We start from the raw sequence: 23,207 nt of genomic DNA, 5'->3' as shown, positions 1-23,207 counted from the left end.
CGACGGCCCGATAGCTCGTCGCTGAGCATCGAAAAATACCCCGCAACAACAGTATCGTTCTCATTATCTGACCAATCTGCTGGTGCCATATGGCGAAGTTAATCGGCGTGGCTTGGCGTGTCAGGTTAGAAGCGCAGGAGTGCGTTTCATTCTTTGCGATAGCGCACGCTTGTCATGTTCGCGTTTTCCGAAGTAGCGTCAGCAGATAGTTTTTTCGTTTTTGATTTTGGCAGGATAATATGAACAAGCGGGGCCTAAGCGAGCGCGATATTTGCACTAAGTTCATTACACCATCCCTTGTTAAAGCAGGCTGGGATGTAAATAGCCAAATCCGCGAAGAGGTGAGTTTTACCAAAGGACGGATCATCGTCCGCGGGAAGATGGTCAGCCGCGGCGAAGGCAAGCGTGCTGATTACATCCTGTCAGCAAAGCCCAACATCCCCATCGCCATTATCGAAGCAAAAGACAACAAGCAGCCCGTCGGCGGGGGCATGCAGCAGGCACTCGGCTATGCGGAAACGCTGGATGTCCCGTTCGTTTTTTCATCGAACGGCGATGGCTTCGTCTTTCACGATCGGACTGGATCATCATCTAATGTCGAACAGTCGTTGAGCTTAGATAAATTTCCCAGCCCCCAAGATCTTTGGCAACGCTACAAAACATGGAAAGGGCTGTCCGATGCTGAGGAAAAGATCGCTCTTGAGGACTACCACGATGACGGGTCGGGCAAGGAACCGCGCTACTATCAGGTGAATGCCATTAACAAAACCATGGAAGCGATAGCCAAGGGGCAGGATCGCGTCCTCTTGGTAATGGCGACTGGCACCGGCAAAACTTATACGGCTTTTCAGATTATCTGGCGCTTTCGGCAGGCGTTTCCTGGAAAACGCGTTCTGTTCTTGGCAGATCGAAATGTTCTTATCGACCAAACCATGGTCAACGATTTCCGTCCGTTCAGTGGCAAGATGGCGAAACTGTCCACCCAGTCAAAGACCATCGAGCGGCCAGACGGAACCAAGGAGAGCGTCACGCTTGCGATGGATAAGAAGCGTCGCATCGACTCTTCCTATGAAATTTACCTTGGGCTTTACCAAGCCATCACCGGGCCGAACGAAAGTCAGAAGATCTTCCGCGAGTTCTCCAAGGACTTCTTCGATCTGATCATCATCGACGAATGTCACCGGGGTAGCGCATCGGCGGACTCAGCATGGCGAGAGATCCTCGATCATTTCTCTTCGGCCGTGCAGATCGGCCTAACGGCGACGCCCAAGGAAACGGAATACGCGTCGAACATCGACTACTTCGGGCCTCCGGTCTTCAGCTACACCCTAAAGCAAGGCATCCGCGACGGTTTCCTTGCGCCCTACAAAGTCATCAAAGTTCACGTCGACCGTGACGTTCAGGGATATCGCCCGGAAAAAGGCCAGCTGGATCGGGATGGCGAAGAGGTCGAGGACCGCATTTACAATGCGAAGGATTTCGACCGCACACTGGTTTTGGACGACCGCACCAAGCTCGTCGCGCGAAAGATAACCGAGTTCCTCCGCGAAAGCGGCGACCCGATGGCCAAGACCATCGTGTTCTGTGTGGATCAAGAGCATGCAGCGCGAATGCGGCAAGCGCTGGTCAACAAAAACGCTGACCTGGTCGCAAAGAATGCGCGATACGTGATGCGGATCACCGGGAATGACAAAGACGGGATTGATCAACTCGGGAACTTTATCGATCCAGAAGCTACATATCCCGTGATCGTTACAACATCCAAACTCCTCTCTACCGGTGTAGACGCCCAGACCTGCCGCCTGATCGTGCTCGACCGCGAAGTCGGGTCTATGACGGAATTCAAGCAGATCGTTGGGCGCGGCACACGGGTGCATGAAGATACGCGCAAGCTGTTCTTCACACTGATGGATTTCCGCGGTGCCTCAAGCCATTTTGCTGATCCGGACTTCGATGGTGAACCCGTCCAAATTTATCAGCCCGGTCCGGATGACCCTGTTACCCCACCGGACGAAACGCCAGCCGAGACGCCGGATGGCGATGTCGTATCGGGCAATGAGAGCCCTGCGGAGAATGAGACCGTCCTGATCGATCCGAACAACCAGAACCTCACCAGCGATACCATGACCGGACCGCGCCCCAAGGTCTATATCGATGGCGTGGGCGCTGACATCGTTGCTGAGCGCGTCGAATACCTTGATGAGAACGGCAAGCTCGTGACCGAATCCCTCCGCGACTACACGCGCAAGGCCATGCGCCAGCGCTTCACCAGCCTCGATGACTTCCTGCGGCGTTGGAAACAGACGGAGCGGAAACATGCGCTTGTCGAAGAGCTGGCCGAAGAGGGTTTGCCCCTCGACGTGATCGCCGACGAACTGGGGTTTGACCTCGACCCGTTTGACCTGATCTGCCATATCGCATTTGACGCCAAGCCGCTGACCCGAAAAGAGCGTGCAGACAATGTGCTCAAGCGAGATGTGTTTACCAAATACGGCCCGCAGGCTCGCGCTGTTCTTGAAGCTTTGCTTGAGAAATACTCCGACGACGGCGTGATCAGCATCGACGATCCGAAGATCCTGAAAATCAATCCATTCGCTGGCATGGGCACCGAGGTTGAACTGATCCGCGCCTTCGGCAAGAAGAACGACTACATTCGCGCCGTGCATGAGATGCAAACGGCGCTTTACGAAGAAAGTGCTTAACCCATGTCCGTCCGTAATCTCGTCAAATCCATCCAAGACATCATGCGCAAGGACACCGGCGTCGACGGTGATGCGCAGCGTATGTCCCAGCTGGTCTGGATGTTCTTCCTCAAGATCATGGACGATCAGGACGAAGCGCTGGAAATCACCCAAGACGACTACACATCGCCCATCCCCGAGGACCTGCAGTGGCGGACCTGGGCGGCGGATCCCGAGGGCATCACCGGCGACACGCTGCTTGCCTTTCTGAATGACGAGCTGTTCCCCAGGCTCAAACAACTCTCCCCACAAAAGGGGCCGCGTGCCAAAGTCGTGCGCGATGTTTTTGAGGACGCCTACAACTACATGAAATCCGGTCAGCTCCTGCGGCAGGTGATCAACAAGATCAACGAGGTCGATTTCAACAACCTCACCGAGCGCCAGCACTTCGGCGACATCTACGAACAACTGCTGAACGACCTTCAAAATGCAGGCAACGCTGGCGAATATTACACGCCCCGCGCAGTTACCGCCTTCATGGTCCAGCAGGTCGACCCAACGCCGGGCGAGGTGCTCTTTGACCCCGCCTGCGGCACCGGCGGCTTCCTGACCTGCGCTATGCGCCATATGCGCGACAACCACATCAAGCGCCCCGAGGACGAGACGCTGATGCAGGCCTCCCTGCGCGCGGTCGAGAAAAAGCCATTGCCCCACATGCTCTGCGTCACCAACATGCTGCTGCACGGGGTGGAGGAGCCTTCATGGGTGCGCCACGACAACACGCTGGCGCGTCCACTGGTCAGCTGGGGGCAGGCGGACAAGGTCGACATCGTCCTGTCCAACCCACCGTTCGGTGGCAAGGAAGAGGACGGGATCGAGAACAACTTCCCCACCTTCCGCACCCGCGAAACAGCCGACCTCTTTCTCGCCCTGATCATCCGCCTGCTCAAGGACAAGGGCCGCGCCGCCGTGGTCCTGCCCGATGGCTCGCTCTTTGGCGAGGGCATCAAGACCCGTCTCAAGGAACACCTCCTCGAGGAATGCAACCTGCACACCATCGTGCGGATGCCGAACTCGGTCTTCAAACCCTACGCCTCCATCGGCACCAACCTGCTGTTCTTCGAAAAGGGCAGGCCCACGCAGGACATCTGGTATTGGGAACACCGCGTGCCGGAAACGCAGAAGGCCTATTCCATGACCAAGCCGGTCCGGCTGGAGCATCTGGACGATTGCGCCGCATGGTGGGGCGGTGAGGCCCGCGAAGGGCGGCAGGAAAGCGAGCGCGCGTGGAAAGTGTCGATTGACGAGATCCGCGAGCGCGGCTTCAACCTCGACATCAAGAACCCACATGTGGAGGCAGAGGACTGGGGCGACCCAGAGACCCTGCTGAATGACCTGACCAAGGCCGAGGTCTCGGTCGACAGCCTGCGGGCCGAGCTGAAGGCCATCCTGACCGAGGCGCTGGCCCGATGAACGCGGAACGGTTGCTGCAGGTTTACGAACAGATCAGCGAAGCGCCGGACGCCATCGCACGGCTGCGGCGGTTTGTGCTGGATTTGGCGGTGCGTGGAAAGCTGGTGGAACAGGTGCCGGAGGACGAGCCTGCATCGCAGCTACTGGAACGAATTAAAACGGAAAAAGACCGGATTGTCCGCGAGGGGAAGTTTAAGAACACTGAAGGATCATTCGCCCGCGATCAGGAGGCTTTCGCTTTTCCGCTTCCGGCAAGCTGGCACTGGTGCTACTTGGATGACGTCGCGGCCATTGCACGCGGCGGCTCACCTCGGCCAATCAAAGCCTATTTGACGGATGAGGAAAACGGAATTCCGTGGATCAAGATCGGGGATTCCACCCGTGGAAGCATTCACATTGACAGCACTGCGGAACGCATTAAGCCAAAAGGACTTTCCAAGTCTCGACTTGTAGTTCCTGGAGATTTGCTACTCTCCAACTCGATGAGCTTTGGCTTCCCTTACATTACCAACGTCGAAGGTTGCATTCACGATGGATGGTTGGTCATTCGGACTCCTGACCAACTTATGAGCAAACTGTTTCTTCATACACTGTTCCTATCGGAGCATGCCAAGCAATCATTTGCTGAGGCTGCATCAGGGGCGGTAGTCCAGAACTTGAACGCAGACAAAGTTAGAAGGCTAACCGTACCTCTTCCCCCCCTCGCCGAACAGCACCGGATCGTCGCCAAGGTCGATGAGCTCATGGCGCTTTGCGATCGGTTGGAGGAGGCCCGCAAGACGCGGGAGGAGCTGCGCGACAAGCTCACCGCCGCCAGCCTCGCCCGCCTGACCGCCCCTGATACCATGGTGGAGGATTTCCCCACCCACGCCGCCTTCGCCCTCGAGGCGCTCCCCGCCCTCACCACGCGCCCCGACCGGATCAAGCCCCTCCGCCAAACCATCCTTAACCTCGCCGTCCGCGGCAAACTGGTCGAACAGGATGCGGCGGATGAACCGGCATCCACTTTGATTAAGGTCGCACAGGGCCTACAGGCAGAAAGAGGCGCCAAAGTGAAAGTTGACCCTATTCAGCCAAGTGAGGTTCCCTTTCATGTGCCTTTCGGATGGCTTTGGACGCGCATCGGCACAATTGCCCTCCAGACTGGCTCTGGTAGCACCCCGCGCGGAGGAAAATCGGCATATGCCGGTGAAGGAACGCCGTTTCTAAGGTCTCAGAACATATACGACGATGGTCTCCGCCTTGATGACGTCGTGTTCATCAATGACGAGACCAACAAGAAGATGAAGCGAACGCAAGTCAAAGCTAAAGACCTGCTCCTAAACATCACTGGCGGTTCTATAGGCCGCTGCACTCGAGTTCCCGATGAGTTCCCGGGGGCAAACGTCAGCCAGCACGTTGCAATCATTCGCACTGCCGTAGCTGGTATCGAAGACTATTTGCACCTTCTGATCAGATCGCCATTCTTCCAAGAATACGTGAATGGAGAGCAGACCGGCGCAGGGCGCGGCGGATTGCCGAAGAACCGCATGGACCGCATCCCGGTGCCGCTCCCTCCTCTCGCCGAACAAAGCCGCATCTTGGCCAAGGTCGACACCCTAATGGCACTCTGCGACCGACTGGAGGCCGCCCTGACCACCACCGACACCACCCGCACCCGCCTCCTCGAATCCCTCCTCCATGAGTCGCTGGAGCCGGCGGCAAACGCCTTGGAGGCCGCTGAATGACACTTGCCCCTGTCGAAGCTGAACGCCTCCTCCTTGCCCGCTATGATGAACCCGCAAAACCGGCCACGGACAAAGTCTTAGGTTTCAAGACTAATGGCGGACGGGTATTCGCTATCGACACAAGGGCAAAAGAAACGCGACTATGGTTCCAGCCGCCCGCGGCTCCCGCGATGGAAGGCATAGAAGCTTTGCCAGACCCGAATAATGGCAATCATCACCTAAATGGGCCGCTCTCTCCGCTAAAACGTTCGGATACTCAGCGCGTCTTAATCGACAGCCTCGCCGCACTGCAGCGGTTCCTTGATTGGTATGACGGTGCCTCCGACGGCTCTTCACCGGAGCTGTTGGAAGGCATCGACTTCGCCAGCGCCTTTGCCCGGTTCCAATCCCTGATCACAAGCTATGACCAGCCCTTCACCCGGTTCGACGAAGGCCTCATCGCTGCCTGGGAAAGCTACAAGCCCCGCGTCCGTGCCGAAGCCCTGACCCGCCTCGACACCGACAGCTGGACAGAAGATCAGATTGGGTCCGGTAGCATCGTCGCCAAGGTGATCGACGCCATCGAAATTCAGGCCACCCACGGCGATGTGACGAACAACATGGTGTTCTGGCAGAACCGTTACGGCCACGCCAATCGAGAACACCGCGCCTTGATCGAAGCCGCTGCGACCGGAACCGGCCTGCAAACCCTCGAACGCCTGCTGTTTCAACTCTACTGCACGGACCGCGACGAAGGGGCCATCTTCGAAGACCTCAGCGAGGCTGTCGGCGCGAAATACCCCCTAATGGCCTACCTGTTCTTTTTGAAAGACATGGATCGCTTCATGCCGATCCAGCCAACAGGATTTGACAGGGTATTCGGCGAAATCGGTTTGGAGTTCCGTACCCTGCGCCATTGCACTTGGGACAACTATTCGCAGTTCAATGCAATCTTAGATGATCTACGCACCCCGATTGCCAAGCTGGCTGGTCTGGACGACGTCCGCCTGATCGATGCCCATTCCCTACTTTGGATGTTTACCACGTTGCTGCGCATGGAAGCAAAGGGCGAACTTTCCAAAGGTGCCAAGGCGAGTGAACGACACCTCGGCGCACGCGAGAAATCCATCGCCGACATCAAGTACTCGGTCGGCCGAACAGTCTTCAATTCGAACGGCCAGGTGGTTCCTACGACGGTTAAGAACAAGGACCTGCAGATGTCCGACGCCGAGTTGGACAAACTGATCCGAGACCTTCTAAAGATCCAGGAAGACCGCTGCGCCATCACGGGGCTACCCTTTCAATTTCGAGGCGCGCAAACAGACGACAACATGTTGCCCTCCCTCGACCGGATAGACAGCAATGGCCACTACGCCCGGGATAACCTGCAGATCGTATGCCGCTTCATCAACTTCTGGAAGCAGGCATCTGACGACACCGAGTTCCGGCGTTTGGTCGAATTGGTCCGAGAGGTGGGGAGGGCCTGATACCCATTGAGAAGAGAATAACAACTTAGTCATCAGGCACACAGTGTAACCCTTAGAGGCACAATCTCAGCCCCCTCAAGCAGCGGCATTTCCAATTTGCAATACGGAGGGCCGTCATTCACTTCGGGTCGTACTAAAGACTCTACTGCGCGGGTAGCGGCGTGTCGAACGGAGCCACGCAAGAGCACCAAGCCGCAAAGATTTATCACCGTCAGTCCAAAGCCTAATTACTTCTAACACCGGTGGAGGCGTTCTGGCGAGAGATTGCATCAAGGCGACGGCAAATATGCATTTCCATCCTTACAGAGATCCAGAAGTTCGGAGAGCTACCTTCCGGTGCCTTCGTCGCGGCTTCGACAATCTTCTCATATCCCCAGGAGCCGTGGAGAGGACTATGGCTTGCATCAGCCATGACGCGTTTTGCTGCAGCCTTGTACATGGAGCTCCTGGGCGAAAGTAGCTTCTTCGTGTTCGGATCTACATTGGGCGCCACTCGATGGTAGTAAATCGAATTTTTGTCAGTCGGAAAGTCGATTCTTGCTCTCAGGTATGACCCGACAGGGATAAAGGCGTCGTTCCGTATCGGATTGATCGAGCCATAATCGCCGTACTCGATCGGCTGGTTTTGAGCCCGGTTAATCGCTTCATAAAGCGCGAGCTCCTCGAGACGGAATTCATCGCGCTCTTCGTCACCGACGTCCGTGACGCTCTTTGGAAAGGATGTTCCGAGACTGACTATGCTTGCGTGGGGAATGATAGTGCGAATTTGGCTAATTAGTGGAGCCACATAGGCGGCATGGAGTGATGCCGTAGAAGCTTGGACAAATTCGAAATCGAGAACGATTTCAAACCGCCTATCCTCCTGAATAAAGGCATTCGCTCTATCAGCAAGCATAGACAGATCATCGATAAAGCCTTCATCGTGAAGCACCGATGCTCGATAGGATATCAAATCATATCTCTGCGCGAATGCATCGAACTGGGTGAAGATATCGGACACATACTGATCGTAGTCATCGTCCTCACCCGGATTTACGATGAGGGTCGGTCGCACCTTGGTATTTTCCGCATGAAGCTCATTCACTTTTGCGACCCACTGTGCATAACCGCCAGCGCTACGTCCCAGCGCCTGCGTTTCGCTTGACCGCAGCGTCGGCTCTCGTGTGATGTCCACCACGCAAACCCGACAGTCGTCGAAGTCTTCGGCGATGGTCGAGTAAATCTTCGCTATGTTGTACTCAATAGGCGCCAATTTGTCTTTATTCGGACGCTTCCGCCCTCTGGTAATCTCGCAATGAACCGACAGTTCAGCTTTCCGAGCCGGGTTCAAGTGCTTCCAGGCCCGTATCTCAGCGTCGCCCATTTTAAGAAGCAAATGATATGTCATGCTACGCTATAGCCCAAGTCACCGAGACGATATCTCAGAGATTCTTTTGAAACCCCTAACTCCAAGGCCATCTTTGTCAGATTACCCTGTGATAGACGGAATGCTCGACGCACTAAAACCTCTGGCATGAGCAGCTTGGCAGCAAAAATGTTGGCTTGATACTCGATCGAATTCCTATCGCCGTTCCGGTGCAGAATTCGCTCGCCGTTGGCCATCGAGTCGATCTTCCCACGATGTAGCAAGTAATGAGCGTATTCATGTGCCATAGAGAAACGCTGTCGGTTGGGATGATGCTTAGAGTTCACAGCAATTTCGAACCTGTCGTCGGCTATTCGCTTTATGTAGGCGTCATTGAATCCAAGATCCTCGAAGCTTAGGTCGAGTTCATTGTTGGACTCAATAATTGCTTCGATAGGGATGGATGCGTCCATCGGAAGCCCCATTTGCTGATAGTACTTCACAACCTGCTCGGGCGAGTTGAGAAGCCCCGGCGGGGGCAGGTCCCGCTGGCTGGATTCTGCTCCGGGGCGTTGCGGTCTGCGAGGCGATTTAGACACCATGTTCGTAAGCTCCAAGCAGAATGGTGTCTTCATCCGGTTCGGTCACAGTTTCACCCGTGTCCATTTCTTCTACAAGGTACTCGAGGCGCTCGATGCGCTCTGAAAACCCAGCAATAAACTCACCGTGATTTCCTGACTTTTCTACGAGCCTGTCGACCGTGCCTTTCATTTCCTTACTTTCCTCTGCAATTTGTTGGACGAGCAGAGTTTTCCCAGAGTTTTTAGTGAAGAAGTTTTCGGTGAGCGTCGGCAACTCAGCTTCGACATGCTGTTTGGCCGAGTAGCGAAGGCTCAAGGCGGCGATAATACCAATAAGCGTTAGGATGACGATCAGGTTCGTGTAGAAGCTCGACAGTGCGGCTATCATACCGTCTGAAGTCATCGTATTGTCGAAGAAGCAAATACTTTGGTTTGCGTAGGTCCAACAGTCACTTTCTGGGAACGTCGAGAAAAGAACTCGAAAACGGGTCCAACCGTACACCATAGAAAGTGTTAACAGCGACGTCAGGACAGCTGTCGCCATCACGATCCCGATTGTCAGCCTGCTGGGTGCCGCCGTGGCGTTTGGACGTTCTTGGCTCACTATATTTCTTTACAAATATTCTCTGTCGATTTCTTGCATAGGATGTGATGAATTGCAACTTTCAGCTGTTGCGAGATTTATCGGATAATTCAGTTCCTCAGGGTACCACTGCTACGTCGGGTAAGGCTATCAGCATCAGCGACTGAATAGCCGCTGTGCTCTTCACTTGACGCACGTTCGCTCGCACTCATGGCCCAGCCCTTGGATGCCGTGCCGGATGCGATGAGATCAATCGACATGGGCTTCGACCTACCGTTCGATCTAATGTAGGCAGGTTCCGAACGTACAGGTACCGTTTTTTTTGGGGGGAGTCCTCTTCAGAGAAAGAGTTCGTCACGTTTCTTAAGAGAATGATGAAACACCTCATTCCAACGAAATTGAAATGAATTACTTCGCCCGAACATGTAAATAGCAGCAGATGCCTGTTGGCTGCTTGATACAAAATTATGCGGGTGTCGCCGGCAACCCTTAAACAATCTGCAATTCCGGCAGTGCCCACGCCAGAGTTTCAGGATCGGCACCCCGGCCGCCTGGCTTTTTTTCCAGAACTCAAAGCTTGTGCTTACAATGCCATCGCTTGTCCGCTGCGGTTAGCACGAGCGCCACCACGCTCGTGACCACCTCCCGTCGGTGGCCGGGACTTCAAAGGCCGCCAAAGTCAGCCTTCTTTTACAGACGACATGGGAAAACTTCTCGGATGCACGTTTAGGCTTCCTCTCAAAGGCGTGCCATCATCTCTGGGGAATGATCAGTTCCCAGCAGCGCGCTGCGTCTTCAGTGATGTAGTATTTTGCAAAGCGTCCAGATCATCTGGATTTTGCGCCTTCTCCTTTCTCCTCGCTCATCGTGCGGTCGTTGAGGGCATCTCCATGCCAGCCCGTCATACCGAGGAAATGGAATGGTCACGTTTAGCCGGAAACTATTTCCTGACCGAAACCTAAAAAATGTAACATACCTGCCTCGGGTGACCGCAGAACCCGCTCCGCCCCTTAAGCGAACTTCGTAAATAAGGACGGTAACGACGACTTCCAGTCCCAGCACGGCGTCGGCTAAAGTTGTGATGGTAAGATTTGAAATCCTCGGCAGCGGGGTCTCAGAAAAATTAAATTTTCTCTTCGTGCTCACAGTAATTGGCCAATGTTCATATCGAGAAGCAGAAACGGAGAGGCAACGACGCGGTCGCATTTCCTCGGAACACGGTCAGGCTTGATGCTGCCACGAAAGGCAGAAGCGCAACAAACAGGAGGACCATCATGCTGCGCACGCTCCCAACGAAGATCCTGCCCGCAGAACCGCAAATCGCCATCGTCCGCGCGTTCTTCACTAAGCACGGAACCGCGCTGTGTACCGCCGCGGGGCTGATCGACGGTGATGCCGGAACCGCCCGCGTTCTGCGCCTCATGTCGATGTTGCGCGAGGCACCACGCCTCGACCACCCAATGCGACGCAGGTTGGTCGATCTCCACCGTCTCCTTTCTTTAGACCCTGTCTTAAAGGCTTTCGAACCCGACTTGTCGTCTTGGACCCTCCTCAATCCCGCCAGCGCCGAAGTGGAGGAACTCTGCCTGCTCACCGACCGGCTCTATGATCTCTTAATTAGCATCAGCGACTCGGACACGAAGCGGAAGGTGCCAGCACTCGACCTTCCGGCGCAGATGGCCGCCTGAAGTGCTTCGCCGGCCGCGCAACGCGCGCTGTCGGCGGCATTCCTCTGGGGCGCAGAACAGGATTCCCAACTTCAAAGGACCATCTTCTGCATGCCGGATTAATCGAAAAAGTGACCCCGGCTGTAGATTTCTTCTTCGTCTCCTAAAAGAACGACCAATGTTCTCGTCACCAGCACCAGCCTTCGAAATGAACCGAAAGGACCCTGCCGAACACAACGCATCTCCCAACCGCAGAAAACATGACGCCGATGAATCAGGCAACACCAGCACCTTTCATGCATGCAAGGGAGACAATCATGCTCAACACGGACACCGCGAATATTAGCCAGGCCCGCTACGATGCGGTCGCTGCGACTGAGAGACACCTGCGTCGCAATGGCGCCGGGCTTTGCAACCTGCTCGACGCGCTCGACGATCCAGCCGGCTTTGAAGCCTTGTGCCGCCTGCATAGCGCATTCAGCCATTCTTTCCCGGATGCGGATGCGGTCGAAGATGCCGTGAACGATATCACCCGCTTTCTCGCGGATCAGTCGTGTTCATCGCTCGACAAGATCGGCATTGAGCGAAGCTTCGCGGCAGCTGATATGGCTCGATGGCACGGCGCCCGGATCAGCGAGATTCATGGTAAGTTTAGCCATGCTCGATGACCCGCGCTGCGTATTACAGATCTGCCAAGAGAACCGCCTTAAAAACCATCCTGGTACGTTCGGTCCGGAACAGGATATCTGCGATATCACGCTGTGGCTCAATCAGCGCTTTCCCCTCTCGAAGGCGCGTGTGCTGGTTGGCCGGCACTATACTCAACGCGACCGCGAGATCGCTGGCCTTGCGGTTACAAGTTCGGCCACGCATTCCGTGTCCCTGGCTCCACTTGCTTTCGAGGCATTTGTAGCCTTGGGGTACCGGGTCCAGGAGACGGGCGGTGATAGCTATGAGTGCCCCTCTTGTTATGGGTATCACTCAAGGCATGAAGCGCTGAAAGCCTGTGTGCGCATCGAAAGCGCGCTACGGGACTGGCGTTCACAATAAAGAAAACGTAAATTTCTGACATAGGGCGGCGCAAGCCGCCCTTTTTCTGTTGAAGCACATCAGAAAGTGCCAAGAGACCGACTTGACGAGATGTGGCGCGACGACCCCTCCGGAAACTCCCCTTCCTGACAGCTCGCGCACCGTGGGATTTGGTGCGTCTGCGTTTAGGCTGAATACTGGAGCGACCGCCAATTGGAGAAAATTTCTTTAATCCATTATTGAACGCCCCTTCACCGCCCCAGATCCTTCAGGACAAAGGCGAACCAGTCCTTGCACCATTCGCTTCGCCAAAACGAGATAATCGGGCGTTTCCGCCCGATTGACCTTTTATGCTTGCAAAATGGCTACTCTAACCCGGCCAATGGCCATGAATTGGTAGTCAGAACAGAAACCTCACCCCACAACTCCAATCAGCCACACTTACTATGGCCGCAGCTGCCGCAGGTCATGCAGCCTTCGACCATGCGCAGGTCGTATTGGCCGCAGCTGCTGCAGGCTTTGCCGCGGGGGGCCTCCAGGCCGACGACCTTGGCTTGCGGGTCGGATTTCAGCCCCTGCCCTTCGCCCGCGATAAAACCGGTGGCGATCAGGTGTTGTTCGATCACGCCCCCGATGGCGGCCAGCATCGACGGGATGTATTTGCCGCGCATCCAGGCGCCGCCGCGCGGGTCAAAGACGGCCTTCAGCTCCTCGACGACAAAGGACACATCGCCCCCGCGACGGAACACGGCAGAGATCATGCGGGTAAGCGCGACCGTCCAGGCAAAATGCTCCATGTTCTTGGAGTTGATAAAGACCTCGAACGGACGCCGATGCCCGCCGATCACCACATCGTTGATGGTGATATACAGCGCATGCTCGCTGTCGGGCCATTTGATCTTGTAGGTGGAGCCCTCAAGCTCTTCCGGACGGTCCAGCGGATCGGACATATAAACGACCTCGCCGCCTTCCTCTGCGGTGGCTTGGGCCGCAACCTCGCCCGGGGCTGTATCGGCGCTTTCCGATACCGACAGAACCGATCCGGTCACGTCATTGGGACGATAGGTCGTGCAGCCTTTGCAGCCTTGATCCCAAGCGGCCATATAAACATCCTTGAACGCGTCAAAGCTGATGTCTTCGGGACAGTTGATGGTTTTCGAGATGCTGCTGTCGACCCATTTCTGTGCCGCGGCCTGCATCTTGACGTGATCCAGAGGGGCCAGCGTCTGTGCATTAACGAAATAGTCCGGCAAGGGCGCGTCGCCCTTCAGATCGCGCCACATCTGTACGGCGTAATCGACGACTTCTTCCTCCGTCCGGCTGCCATCCTTTTGCAGAACCTTGCGGGTGTAGGCATAGGCAAAGACCGGCTCGATCCCCGAGCTGACGTTGCCTGCATAAAGGCTGATGGTGCCTGTGGGCGCAATCGAGGTCAAAAGCGCGTTGCGGATGCCGTTTTCGGCAATGGCGTCGCGCACATCCTCATCCATCTGCTGCATGGTGCCGGAAGCCAGATAGGCGTCCGCCTCGAACAGCGGGAAGGTCCCCTTTTCCTTCGCCAGATCGACGGAGGCCAGATAGGCCGCCCGTGCAATCGCCTTGAGCCATGCCTCGGTCTGCTCTGCCGCCGCGTCCGAGCCATAGCGCAGCCCGACCATCAACAAGGCATCCGCCAGACCGGTGACACCCAGACCGATGCGGCGCTTGGCTTTCGCCTCTGCCTGCTGTTCGTCAAGCGGGAATTTCGACACGTCAACGACGTTGTCCATCATGCGCACAGCGGTCGCGACCAGCTTGTTCAGCGCCTCGACATCCAGCTGAGGGTTGTCGCCAAACGGATCGGATACCATCCGCGCCATATTGATCGACCCCAGCAAACAGGCACCATAGGGCGGCAGCGGCTGTTCCCCACAGGGGTTTGTGGCGGCGATGGTTTCGCAATAGCTCAGGTTGTTGGCCTCGTTGATGCGATCGATAAAGATCACACCGGGCTCGGCGAACTCGTACGTGGCTTTCATGATCCGGTTCCACAGATCACGGGCCTGAACGGTGCGGTAGACCTTGCCGTTGAACTGCAGATCCCAGCTGGCATCGGCCTTGACCGCATCCATGAAAGGGTCTGTGATCAACACGGACATGTTGAACATCCGCAGCCGCGCGGGGTCGGATTTCGCGGCGATGAAGTCTTCGACATCGGGGTGGTCACAGCGCATTGTGGCCATCATCGCGCCACGGCGCGACCCGGCGGACATGATCGTCCGACACATCGCATCCCAGACATCCATAAAGCTCAGCGGGCCGGAGGCGTCAGCAGAGACCCCCAGCACATCCGCGCCACGGGGCCGGATGGTGGAAAAGTCATAGCCGATCCCGCCCCCCTGCTGCATGGTCACAGCGGCTTCCTTGAGCATGTCGAAGATGCCGGCCATGCTGTCAGGCACGGTGCCCATGACGAAACAGTTGAACAATGTCACACGGCGCGCAGTACCTGCCCCGGCAGTGATGCGGCCCGCGGGGAGGAATTTGAAATCCTCCAGCGCTTCGTAAAATGCCTCTTCCCATTTTTCCGGTGCTTTTTCGACCTGTGCCAGATCACGGGCGATTCGCCGCCAGCTGTCTTCTACCGTCACATCGCGCGGCGTGCCGTCGGCATCTTTAAAACGGTATTTCATGTCCCAAATCTGTTCGGCAATGGGGGCGGCAAATCGTGACATATTCGATTCCTTGAGGGCTGTTTGGGAAGGTGTTCACCATACCCCAAATCAAAGCGCAAGCACAACAGGTTGAAGCTGCGGCACTTACGTCTACATTATGTCGTGTCCGACGCAGGCGGACGCAGGAGGATTCTGTGAAAAATCATATACATCTCATCAAGTTGTCCGTCGGCACGGAAACCGTCGATGACCTGGCCGCATGGCAGGAAAAAAAACGCGTGCAAACCGAGGACGGTTTTCCCCGCCACGTGACCCGCATGTGGCCCAAACGCGAACCCGAGATTCTGAACGGCGGGTCGATCTTCTGGGTGATCAAAGGAGTGATCCAGTGTCGTCAGAAAATCCTGCGTCTGGACGAGACATCGGGCGCGGACGGTGTGCGCCGCTGCGCGATCGTGCTGGACCCCAAGATCATCCGGGTGCAAGGCAGCCTCAAACGCCCGTTTCAGGGGTGGCGCTACCTTGCGCCGCAGGATGCCCCTGCCGATCTGCCCGAAGGCCGCGACCACGAAGAGCCCCTGCCCATCGAGTTGAACCGCGCGCTGGCCGAGATCGGCGTGCTCTAGCAGCAGCCCCTGCGCACGCATCCCCCGCGGGATTTGAGTTTATTTGGCAAAATGAAGCAGGGCCGCGCGTGCCTCTTCATTTTGCCCTTAAACTCCCGCCGGAGGCGCATCCGCAGGATGCTGCGCGCATGCGCGTCAGGACAGCCGCGCCAGCAGGGCCGTCATCGTCGCGCGATCCGCATCATCCATCTCTGCCATCCGGCTGCGCCAAAGCGTCGCCTGGGACCGCAGGATCAGCCCGTCGGACAGGATCTTGAGGTGGTTGGCGCGCAATGTCTCCCCGCTCGAGGTGATGTCGGCGATGGCCTCTGCGGTTTCATTCTTGATCGTGCCTTCGGTCGCCCCCTGGCTGTCGACCAGCGCATAATCCGCGACACCGGTGCTGCGTAGGAATTCCCGCACCAGCCGGTGGTATTTCGTCGCGATGCGCAGGCGGAACCCGTGCTTGTCGCGGAAGGCCGAGGCGGCGGCATCCAGATCATCGAGCGTATCCACATCGATCCAGGCCTGAGGCACCGCGATGATCAGATCGGCATGCCCGAAGGCGAGCTCTTCTACCGGGGCGACAAGCTGATCCCACAGCGCCAGTTTCTCTTGCACCAGATCGGTGCCGGTGACGCCCAGATGGATACGGCCAGCGGCGAGTTCGCGGGGGATTTCGCCCGCAGAGAGCAAGATCAACGACACGCCCTCAATGCCTTCGACGGCCCCCGCGTATTCACGTTCGGAGCCCGTGCGCTGCAAGGTGATCCCTCGCGCGGCAAACCATTCAAAGGTTTTCTCCATCAGACGCCCTTTGGAGGGCACACCGAGTTTGATCGTCATTGGCCTGCCTCCAGTTCCAGCATCAGCCCGGGGCGCATGACGCCCCCCACCGCGGGAATTTCGCCGCCCTGCCCCAGCCGCCGTGTCAGCGCGTCATAGCGTCCGCCTGTGGCGATGGTGGGCAGGTCGGGCCGTGTCGCCGCGCGGAAGCCAAAGACGAACCCGTCATAATATTCCATCGACACGCGGCCAAAGCTGGCTTCGAACATCAGGTTACCGGTATCGACACCGCGGGCGGCAAGCGCCTTTTCCCGCGCCGCGACACGGTCCACCGCATCAGAGATCGCGGGCATATCGACGGCAAGGTCATGCAACTGGCTGATCGCATTGGGCATGGTTTCACGCACATCCAGCAGTGCCAGCAGCAAGGACACCTGCGTCCGCGACAGGGCCGGCTCGGTGGCGTCGGCGCGCAGGGCGGTGATGCGTGTTTCAATCTCTTCCAGACTGCGCAGGCCGACCAGTGGTGCGGTAATAGCACCGTCACTGGCCAAGAGCGCCGCGCGGGTCGCGGGCATCGGCGTTTTGCCAGCATAGCGGTCGAGCAACGCACGGAACCGGCGGGGCCGCCAGATGTGCCGCATCAGTGCCGCCTTGCGCGACGCCGATGTATCCAGCCCCGCAACCGCAGCCATCAAGATACCGATATCCCCCGTCACGGCAGTGACCGGAAGCCCCTCCAACGCGCCCTGGATCAGGGCAAAGACTTCGGCATCGGCTGCCGCGGGATCGCCACGATCAAAGACTTCGTAGCCCGCCTGAATATATTCATTGGCGCGGTTGGGGTCACGTTCCTGACGGCGAAACACTTCGCCCGCGTAGGTGTAGCGTGCCGGGTCCGCCCCATGGGCCATATGCATCTGCACCACGGGCAAGGTATAATCGGGGCGCAGCATTTGTTCGCCCCGCATCGCATCCGAGGTGACATAAGCGCGCGCGCGGATGTCTTCGCCATAAAGGTCGAGCAGGGTCTCGGCGGGTTGCAGGATCGGCGGTTCCACCACCGCCGCGCCCTGCGCCTCGAACAAGGCGCGCAGGCTTGCGGCTTTGGCGAGGATATCGGATCGTGTAGCCATCAGCGGTTCAGCTCCAGTATCTCGCGCACTTTAAAGACAAGATCCCCACGCGCCACTTCGTATTGGCTGGGGCGGTCTTTCCATTCCTCCAGCGTGGCGCTTTCAGCGATTTTCGCGCCCAAGATCAGGTCCTTGATCTGGATCATACCCTTGTCGAATTCATCCCCGCCCGCGATCACCGCCACCGGGCTGGCGCGGCGGTCTGCATATTTCAGCTGGTTGCCAAAGTTCTTGGGGTTGCCGAGATAAACCTCGGCCCGGATGCCTGCCTGACGCAGTTCAGCGACCATCGCCTGATAGTCGGACATGCGCGCCTTATCCATCACGGTCACCACTACGGGCCCTTCGGCCTGCGCCGACATCCGGCCCTTGGCCTGCAGTGCGGCAAGCAGCCGGTCGACGCCGATAGAAACACCCGTTGCAGGGACTTCCTGACCGGTGAAGCGCTTGACCAGATCGTCGTAGCGCCCGCCCCCTGCGACAGAGCCAAAGTTGCGGGGCCGGCCTTTTTCGTCCTGGATCTCGAAGGTCAGTTCCGCCTCGAACACCGGACCGGTGTAATAGCCAAGGCCGCGCACGACCGAGGGGTCGATCTCTACGCGGTCAGCGCCGTAGCCGCCGGCCGCCATCAGATCGGCGATGGTTTCCAGCTCGTCCACGCCCTGCGCGCCTGTCTCAGAACCCGCGACCAGTTCACGCAACCGCGCGACGGTTTCCGCACCGCTGTCGCGTTTGGCTTGCATAAAGCCCATGACCACATCGGCCTGTTCATCGCTGAGCCCTGCGCCATCGGTAAAGTCGCCGCTGTCATCCTTGCGGCCCGCGCCCAGCAATGCGCGCACCCCGTCCAGACCCAGCCGGTCGAGCTTGTCAATCGCACGCAGCACGATGCCGCGCTCGTGGGCGAAATTGTCGGGGTTGGCAGGATCGAGCACGCCTGCGACCTCCATCACACCGTTAAGCACCTTGCGGTTGTTCACCCGCACGATGTAGTCCCCGCGGTCGATCCCGACTTCTTCCAGACAATCGGCCAGCATCGCGCAGATTTCTGCATCCGCCGCGACCGACGGTGCGCCGACCGTATCGGCATCGCATTGATAGAACTGGCGGAAACGCCCTGGCCCCGGCTTTTCGTTGCGCCAGACCGGCCCCATCGCATAGCGCCGATAGGGCGTGGGCAGATCGTTGCGGTGTTGTGCATAGACGCGTGCCAGCGGTGCGGTCAGGTCATAGCGCAGGGCCAGCCAGTCGCCGGGCTTGTCCGCCTCTGCATCCTCTTGCCACGCGAAGACGCCCTCATTGGGGCGGTCCACATCGGGAAGGAACTTGCCCAAAGCCTGCACTGTCTCGACCCCGGAGCTTTCCAGCGCGTCAAAGCCATAGCGATGATAGACCTGCGCAATCTTATGCAGCATCTCGGCACGCTGTGTTACTTCTGCACCGAAATAGTCACGAAACCCCTTTGGCGTTTCGGCCTTGGGGCGGGGGGTCTTTTTTGGCTTGGCCATTGGATCACATCCTGTGGGCTGAATATCGCGCTTCGCGTCTAGCCCAACCCCCCGCCAAGGGCAAGCGACGCGGCCCCGCCGCGGCACGCATCCCCCCTTATCGAACGCGCGACAACCTGTTAGGAGGACGGCAAACGCGCAAGCTGCAAGGTGCCCTCATGGATAAGCTCGAAGAACAAATGGCCCATCTGATCCGTACGGTGGATGACCTGTCCGATGTCGTCGCCCGTCAGGAGACAGAGATCGCGACCCTGACACGGCGGGTTCATATGCTGATGCAGCGCGAGGGCGAACGCGAGGCAGCGGGCTCCGACGGGGTTGTTATCGGCAACGAACGCCCGCCGCACTATTGATCGGAAACCCCATCCAGGAAGCTGCCGCCGCCCCGATGGGCCGCGTCAGATTTCCTCTACCTCCATCACGCCGGTCAGGGACCGGATGGCACCCTTGATCTTGGGGGTGACAGGGTATTCGGCGCAGAGGTCAACCTCCACCTCGCCGGGCAGGGTCGGGTCCATCAGGCACAGTTGTACCGGCCCCTTACCCGCGCTGCGCGCCGCGGATCGGGCACCGGCCAGCACATCGGCGACCGCCTGAATAGCCCCCGCATCATCCACAAAGATCCGCAGCCCCATAGTGCCCGCATCCTCGACCACCGTGTCGATCGGCACCACCGACCGGCCCAGCAGTTTCAACTGGTCGCTTTCCATCGTCGCCTCGACCATGACCACGACCTTCGACCCTGTTTCAAGATGGTCGCGCGCCAGTTCCAGCGTGTCCGAGAACAGCGTCACCTCGTAAGCGCCCGTGGGGTCCGACAGTTGCGCGAAGGCAAAGCGGTTGCCGCGCGCTGATTTACGTTCCTGCCGTCCGGCGACGATCCCTGCCAGACGGGCGTTCATCGCCCCTTTGACCGAGACTTTCTCGGTCAGCTCGTCCAGCGTCAGGAACGGCACACCGCCCGTAGCGGATTTGCGTTTCATCGGCCCCATGTAATCGTCCAGCGGGTGGCCCGACAGATAGAAGCCCACGGCCTTGAACTCTTCGGTCAGGCGCTCGGCGGCCTCCCAATCGTCGCAAGGCACGATGCGCGGCTCTGGCAAGTCATCCCCCGCCTCGCCAAACAGCGACACCTGATTAGAGGCTTTCTGCTCGTGGATCGCGGCGGAATAGCTGACCAACCCGTCCAGCGACTGCCAGACGCGTCGGCGGTTGTTGTCCAGCTGGTCGAACGCACCGGAGCGGGCCAGCATCTCAAGCGGACGTTTCCCCACCCGTTTCAGATCAACCCGCCGCGCCAGATCAAAGAGCGTGGCAAAGGGCTTGTCCACACCGTCAACCTTGCGGCCTTCGGTGATCAGCTTCATCGCTTCCACCCCGACGTTTTTCAGCGCGCCCAAAGCATAGACCAACGCGCCCTCGACCACCTTGAACGTCGCATCACTGCGGTTCACACAAGGCGGCACCCAGGGCAGTTCCAGCCGTTTGCGGACCTCTTCGAAATAGACCGCCAGCTTATCGGTCAGATGGATATCACAGTTCATCACGCCGGCCATGAATTCGACCGGATGGTTCGCCTTGAGCCATGCGGTCTGATAGCTGACCACCGCATAGGCGGCGGCGTGGGATTTGTTGAAACCATAGTTGGCGAATTTTTCGAGAAGGTCGAAAACCTCGGACGCCTTTTTCTTGTCGACCCCGTTGGCCATCGCGCCTTTTTCGAACTTGGGGCGTTCCTTGGCCATTTCCTCGGCGATCTTTTTACCCATCGCACGGCGCAGCAGGTCAGCGCCGCCAAGACTATAGCCCGCCATGACCTGCGCGATCTGCATAACCTGTTCCTGGTAGACGATGATGCCCTGCGTTTCCTCGAGGATGTGGTCAATCGAGGGATGCACGGATTCCCGCTCGCGCTGGCCGTTCTTGACCTCGCAATAGACCGGAATATTCTCCATCGGGCCGGGCCGGTATAGCGCGACCAAGGCCACGATGTCTTCGATACAGGTCGGCTTCATCCGCTTGAGCGCATCCATCATGCCGCTGGATTCCACCTGGAACACCGCCACCGTCTTGGCGCTGGCATAAAGCTTGTAAGATGCCTCGTCGTCCAACGGGATGGTGGCGATATCGTCGATCAGCCCCTCGGGCGGCTCGAACAGCTCTGTCCCGTCGGCGGCCACATGCAGGTGACGGCCCGAGGATTTGATCTGGTCGACCGCGTTCTGGATGACGGTCAGGGTCTTGAGGCCCAGAAAGTCGAACTTGACCAGACCGGCCTGTTCGACCCATTTCATGTTGAACTGCGTCGCGGGCATATCGGACCGAGGGTCTTGATAAAGCGGCACCAGCGCGTCCAGCGGCCGGTCCCCGATCACAACCCCCGCCGCGTGGGTCGATGCGTTGCGCAACAGCCCCTCGACCTGCTGGCCATAGTTCAACAGCCGCGCGACAACTTCCTCGTTCTTGGCCTCCTCGCGCAGGCGTGGTTCATCCGCCAGTGCCTTTTCGATGCTGACAGGTTTCACGCCCTCGACGGGGATCATCTTGGACAGGCGATCCACCTGCCCGTAAGGCATCTGCAACACCCGTCCGATGTCACGCACCGCCGCCTTGGACAAAAGCGCCCCGAAGGTGATGATCTGCCCCACCTTGTCGCGCCCGTATTTGCGCTGCACATACTGGATCACCTCTTCCCGGCGATCCATACAAAAGTCGATGTCAAAGTCGGGCATCGATACCCGTTCGGGGTTCAGGAACCGTTCAAACAGCAGTTGATAGCGCAGCGGGTCCAGATCGGTAATCGTCAGCGCATAGGCCACCAGACTACCCGCTCCCGAGCCCCGCCCCGGCCCGACGGGAATATTATTGTCTTTCGCCCATTTGATAAAATCGGCAACGATCAGAAAATAGCCGGGGAACCCCATGCCCTCGATGATGCCCAGCTCGAAATCCAGCCGCTTTTCATATTCTTCGACGGTGGTGGCATGGGGGATCACCTTGAGCCGGTTTTTGAGCCCCTCATGCGCCTGCCGCTTGAGCTCTTCGATCTCGTCATCCGCAAATTTCGGCAGGATCGGATCGCGCCGATACGCCATAAACGCGCACCGCTTGGCAATCTCGACGGTATTCTCGATTGCCTCCGGCAAATCCGCAAACAGCGTCACCATCTCGGCCTGCGACTTGAAATAGTGCTGCGCAGTCAATCGGCGACGGTCCTGCTGCTGATCGACATAGGCCCCGTCCGCGATACAGATCAGCGCGTCATGGGCCTCGTACATATCGGCCTTGGGAAAATAGACGTCATTCGTCGCGACCAGGGGGATGCTCATGTCATAGGCCATCTCGACAAAGCCCCGCTCGGTCAGCTGTTCGGCTACGGGCTGGCCATCCTCGCCGGGGTGGCGCTGCAACTCGACGTAAAGCCGGTCGGCAAAAGCCCCGTGCAGCCGTGCCATCAATGCCTCTGCCGCGGGACGTTGACCGCCCTGTAACAGCTGCCCCACGGGGCCGCCCGCCCCGCCCGTCAGACAGATCAACCCACCGTTCAGCGCCTCCAGCTCCTCCAAGGTGACCTGCGGCAGCGCCCCACCCTTGTCGATATATAGGCAGGAGTTCAGCTTCATCAGGTTTTCATACCCGGCCTCGGATTGGGCCAGCAAAACCACAGGGGCCGGATCGCGCGGCTTTTCCCCCGGTTGCACCTTCACATAGGCCAGATCCACCTGACAGCCGATGATCGGCTGCACACCGGCCCCCGCCATGGCGACCGAGAATTCCAACGCGGCGAACATGTTGTTGGTATCCGTCAGGGCCAGCGCCGGCATATCGGCCCCCTTGCACAGATCAGGCAGCTTTTTCAGCCGCAACGCCCCTTCCAACAACGAATACTCGGAGTGCGTGCGCAGGTGAATGAATCGGGGTGCTTGTGCCATGGGGTCAACTTACCCAAGCCCACCCGCAGTCACC

The 23,207-nt window shown here is 58.1% G+C and carries 17 protein-coding genes; 9 read left to right on the top strand and 8 right to left on the bottom strand.

Translation table 11 applies throughout. The features are described from left to right. Positions 1–239: 239 nt before the first annotated feature. Genes hsdR through ACTRWK_RS08545 form a run of 4 tightly spaced genes read left to right on the top strand, consistent with a single transcriptional unit; the run spans position 240 to position 7,347 of the window. Positions 240–2,702: an EcoAI/FtnUII family type I restriction enzme subunit R gene (gene hsdR, locus ACTRWK_RS08560; RefSeq protein ID WP_037943656.1), complete on the top strand. Its 2,463-nt coding sequence runs from the start codon at positions 240–242 to the stop codon at positions 2,700–2,702. Between the two features lie 3 nt (positions 2,703–2,705). Beyond that, the gene (locus ACTRWK_RS08555; protein WP_037943655.1) at positions 2,706–4,154 is read left to right on the top strand and encodes a type I restriction-modification system subunit M; all 1,449 of its coding nucleotides are present in this window, start codon (positions 2,706–2,708) and stop codon (positions 4,152–4,154) included. Further along, positions 4,151–5,881, top strand: coding sequence for a restriction endonuclease subunit S (locus ACTRWK_RS08550; RefSeq protein WP_289082079.1), 1,731 nt, complete (start codon positions 4,151–4,153; stop codon positions 5,879–5,881). Before ACTRWK_RS08555 ends, ACTRWK_RS08550 begins: the two co-directional genes overlap by 4 nt. Next, positions 5,878–7,347: a hypothetical protein gene (locus ACTRWK_RS08545; protein WP_200875466.1), complete on the top strand. Its 1,470-nt coding sequence runs from the start codon at positions 5,878–5,880 to the stop codon at positions 7,345–7,347. Before ACTRWK_RS08550 ends, ACTRWK_RS08545 begins: the two co-directional genes overlap by 4 nt. A 223-nt stretch (positions 7,348–7,570) precedes the next feature. Here ACTRWK_RS08545 and ACTRWK_RS08540 read toward each other — a convergent pair whose 3' ends face one another. The 3 genes from ACTRWK_RS08540 to ACTRWK_RS08530 all read right to left on the bottom strand — a co-directional run bounded on the left by ACTRWK_RS08540 (position 7,571) and on the right by ACTRWK_RS08530 (position 9,877). Further along, a complete protein-coding gene (locus ACTRWK_RS08540) occupies positions 7,571–8,734 on the bottom strand; it encodes a beta family protein (RefSeq protein ID WP_081858776.1) in 1,164 nt (387 codons plus the stop codon). Next, entirely contained in the window at positions 8,731–9,165 is a 435-nt protein-coding gene (locus tag ACTRWK_RS08535) for an ImmA/IrrE family metallo-endopeptidase (RefSeq protein WP_051843932.1), read from the bottom strand. Before ACTRWK_RS08535 ends, ACTRWK_RS08540 begins: the two co-directional genes overlap by 4 nt. 118 nt (positions 9,166–9,283) lie before the next feature. Continuing rightward, positions 9,284–9,877, bottom strand: a complete 594-nt coding sequence (locus tag ACTRWK_RS08530; RefSeq protein WP_462843881.1) for a hypothetical protein — start codon at positions 9,875–9,877, stop codon at positions 9,284–9,286. Between the two features lie 1,253 nt (positions 9,878–11,130). Between ACTRWK_RS08530 and ACTRWK_RS08525 the strand changes: the two genes are divergently transcribed. The 3 genes from ACTRWK_RS08525 to ACTRWK_RS08515 all read left to right on the top strand — a co-directional run bounded on the left by ACTRWK_RS08525 (position 11,131) and on the right by ACTRWK_RS08515 (position 12,573). Then, a complete protein-coding gene (locus ACTRWK_RS08525) occupies positions 11,131–11,544 on the top strand; it encodes a hypothetical protein (protein WP_037943652.1) in 414 nt (137 codons plus the stop codon). A gap of 296 nt (positions 11,545–11,840) precedes the next feature. Continuing rightward, the gene (locus ACTRWK_RS08520; protein ID WP_107277674.1) at positions 11,841–12,191 is read left to right on the top strand and encodes a hypothetical protein; all 351 of its coding nucleotides are present in this window, start codon (positions 11,841–11,843) and stop codon (positions 12,189–12,191) included. After that, entirely contained in the window at positions 12,181–12,573 is a 393-nt protein-coding gene (locus tag ACTRWK_RS08515; protein ID WP_146152945.1) for a hypothetical protein, read from the top strand. The genes ACTRWK_RS08520 and ACTRWK_RS08515 overlap by 11 nt, the downstream gene beginning before the upstream one ends. 410 nt (positions 12,574–12,983) lie before the next feature. Here ACTRWK_RS08515 and ACTRWK_RS08510 read toward each other — a convergent pair whose 3' ends face one another. Next, on the bottom strand, positions 12,984–15,266 hold the full coding sequence (locus tag ACTRWK_RS08510) for an adenosylcobalamin-dependent ribonucleoside-diphosphate reductase (protein WP_289082080.1): 2,283 nt from the start codon (positions 15,264–15,266) through the stop codon (positions 12,984–12,986). A gap of 134 nt (positions 15,267–15,400) precedes the next feature. Here ACTRWK_RS08510 and ACTRWK_RS08505 point away from each other — a divergent pair, with 134 nt between their 5' ends. After that, entirely contained in the window at positions 15,401–15,832 is a 432-nt protein-coding gene (locus tag ACTRWK_RS08505) for a DUF1489 family protein (protein WP_005852088.1), read from the top strand. 135 nt (positions 15,833–15,967) lie between these two features. Here ACTRWK_RS08505 and hisG read toward each other — a convergent pair whose 3' ends face one another. Genes hisG through hisS form a run of 3 tightly spaced genes read right to left on the bottom strand, consistent with a single transcriptional unit; the run spans position 15,968 to position 19,241 of the window. Next, positions 15,968–16,657 (bottom strand): ATP phosphoribosyltransferase, encoded by a 690-nt coding sequence (hisG, locus tag ACTRWK_RS08500; protein WP_037963380.1) that lies wholly within the window; start codon positions 16,655–16,657, stop codon positions 15,968–15,970. Next, positions 16,654–17,733: an ATP phosphoribosyltransferase regulatory subunit gene (locus ACTRWK_RS08495; RefSeq protein ID WP_289082081.1), complete on the bottom strand. Its 1,080-nt coding sequence runs from the start codon at positions 17,731–17,733 to the stop codon at positions 16,654–16,656. The genes hisG and ACTRWK_RS08495 overlap by 4 nt, the downstream gene beginning before the upstream one ends. Continuing rightward, the gene (gene hisS, locus ACTRWK_RS08490; protein ID WP_037943647.1) at positions 17,733–19,241 is read right to left on the bottom strand and encodes a histidine--tRNA ligase; all 1,509 of its coding nucleotides are present in this window, start codon (positions 19,239–19,241) and stop codon (positions 17,733–17,735) included. Before hisS ends, ACTRWK_RS08495 begins: the two co-directional genes overlap by 1 nt. A gap of 158 nt (positions 19,242–19,399) precedes the next feature. Between hisS and ACTRWK_RS08485 the strand changes: the two genes are divergently transcribed. Then, the gene (locus tag ACTRWK_RS08485) at positions 19,400–19,594 is read left to right on the top strand and encodes a SlyX family protein (protein ID WP_037943646.1); all 195 of its coding nucleotides are present in this window, start codon (positions 19,400–19,402) and stop codon (positions 19,592–19,594) included. Positions 19,595–19,639: 45 nt separating this feature from the next. Here ACTRWK_RS08485 and dnaE read toward each other — a convergent pair whose 3' ends face one another. Beyond that, a complete protein-coding gene (dnaE, locus tag ACTRWK_RS08480; protein WP_289082082.1) occupies positions 19,640–23,173 on the bottom strand; it encodes a DNA polymerase III subunit alpha in 3,534 nt (1,177 codons plus the stop codon). Positions 23,174–23,207: the final 34 nt, after the last annotated feature.

The organism is Sulfitobacter sp. G5_S2_6_S6 (assembly GCF_054968505.1).
The sequence above is the reverse complement of the archived record's forward strand: the minus strand, read 5'-3'. Positions and strand labels throughout refer to the sequence as shown.

Bases quoted from the DNA above. Each gene is read 5' to 3' on its own strand.
- hsdR (WP_037943656.1), top strand. From the start codon at position 240: ATGAACAAGCGGGGCCTAAGCGAGCGCGATATTTGCACTAAGTTCATT.
- ACTRWK_RS08555 (WP_037943655.1), top strand. From the start codon at position 2,706: ATGTCCGTCCGTAATCTCGTCAAATCCATCCAAGACATCATGCGCAAG.
- ACTRWK_RS08550 (WP_289082079.1), top strand. From the start codon at position 4,151: ATGAACGCGGAACGGTTGCTGCAGGTTTACGAACAGATCAGCGAAGCG.
- ACTRWK_RS08545 (WP_200875466.1), top strand. From the start codon at position 5,878: ATGACACTTGCCCCTGTCGAAGCTGAACGCCTCCTCCTTGCCCGCTAT.
- ACTRWK_RS08540 (WP_081858776.1), bottom strand. From the start codon at position 8,734: ATGACATATCATTTGCTTCTTAAAATGGGCGACGCTGAGATACGGGCC.
- ACTRWK_RS08535 (WP_051843932.1), bottom strand. From the start codon at position 9,165: ATGGACGCATCCATCCCTATCGAAGCAATTATTGAGTCCAACAATGAA.
- ACTRWK_RS08525 (WP_037943652.1), top strand. From the start codon at position 11,131: ATGCTGCGCACGCTCCCAACGAAGATCCTGCCCGCAGAACCGCAAATC.
- ACTRWK_RS08520 (WP_107277674.1), top strand. From the start codon at position 11,841: ATGCTCAACACGGACACCGCGAATATTAGCCAGGCCCGCTACGATGCG.
- ACTRWK_RS08515 (WP_146152945.1), top strand. From the start codon at position 12,181: ATGCTCGATGACCCGCGCTGCGTATTACAGATCTGCCAAGAGAACCGC.
- ACTRWK_RS08510 (WP_289082080.1), bottom strand. From the start codon at position 15,266: ATGTCACGATTTGCCGCCCCCATTGCCGAACAGATTTGGGACATGAAA.
- hisG (WP_037963380.1), bottom strand. From the start codon at position 16,657: ATGACGATCAAACTCGGTGTGCCCTCCAAAGGGCGTCTGATGGAGAAA.
- ACTRWK_RS08495 (WP_289082081.1), bottom strand. From the start codon at position 17,733: ATGGCTACACGATCCGATATCCTCGCCAAAGCCGCAAGCCTGCGCGCC.
- hisS (WP_037943647.1), bottom strand. From the start codon at position 19,241: ATGGCCAAGCCAAAAAAGACCCCCCGCCCCAAGGCCGAAACGCCAAAG.
- ACTRWK_RS08485 (WP_037943646.1), top strand. From the start codon at position 19,400: ATGGATAAGCTCGAAGAACAAATGGCCCATCTGATCCGTACGGTGGAT.
- dnaE (WP_289082082.1), bottom strand. From the start codon at position 23,173: ATGGCACAAGCACCCCGATTCATTCACCTGCGCACGCACTCCGAGTAT.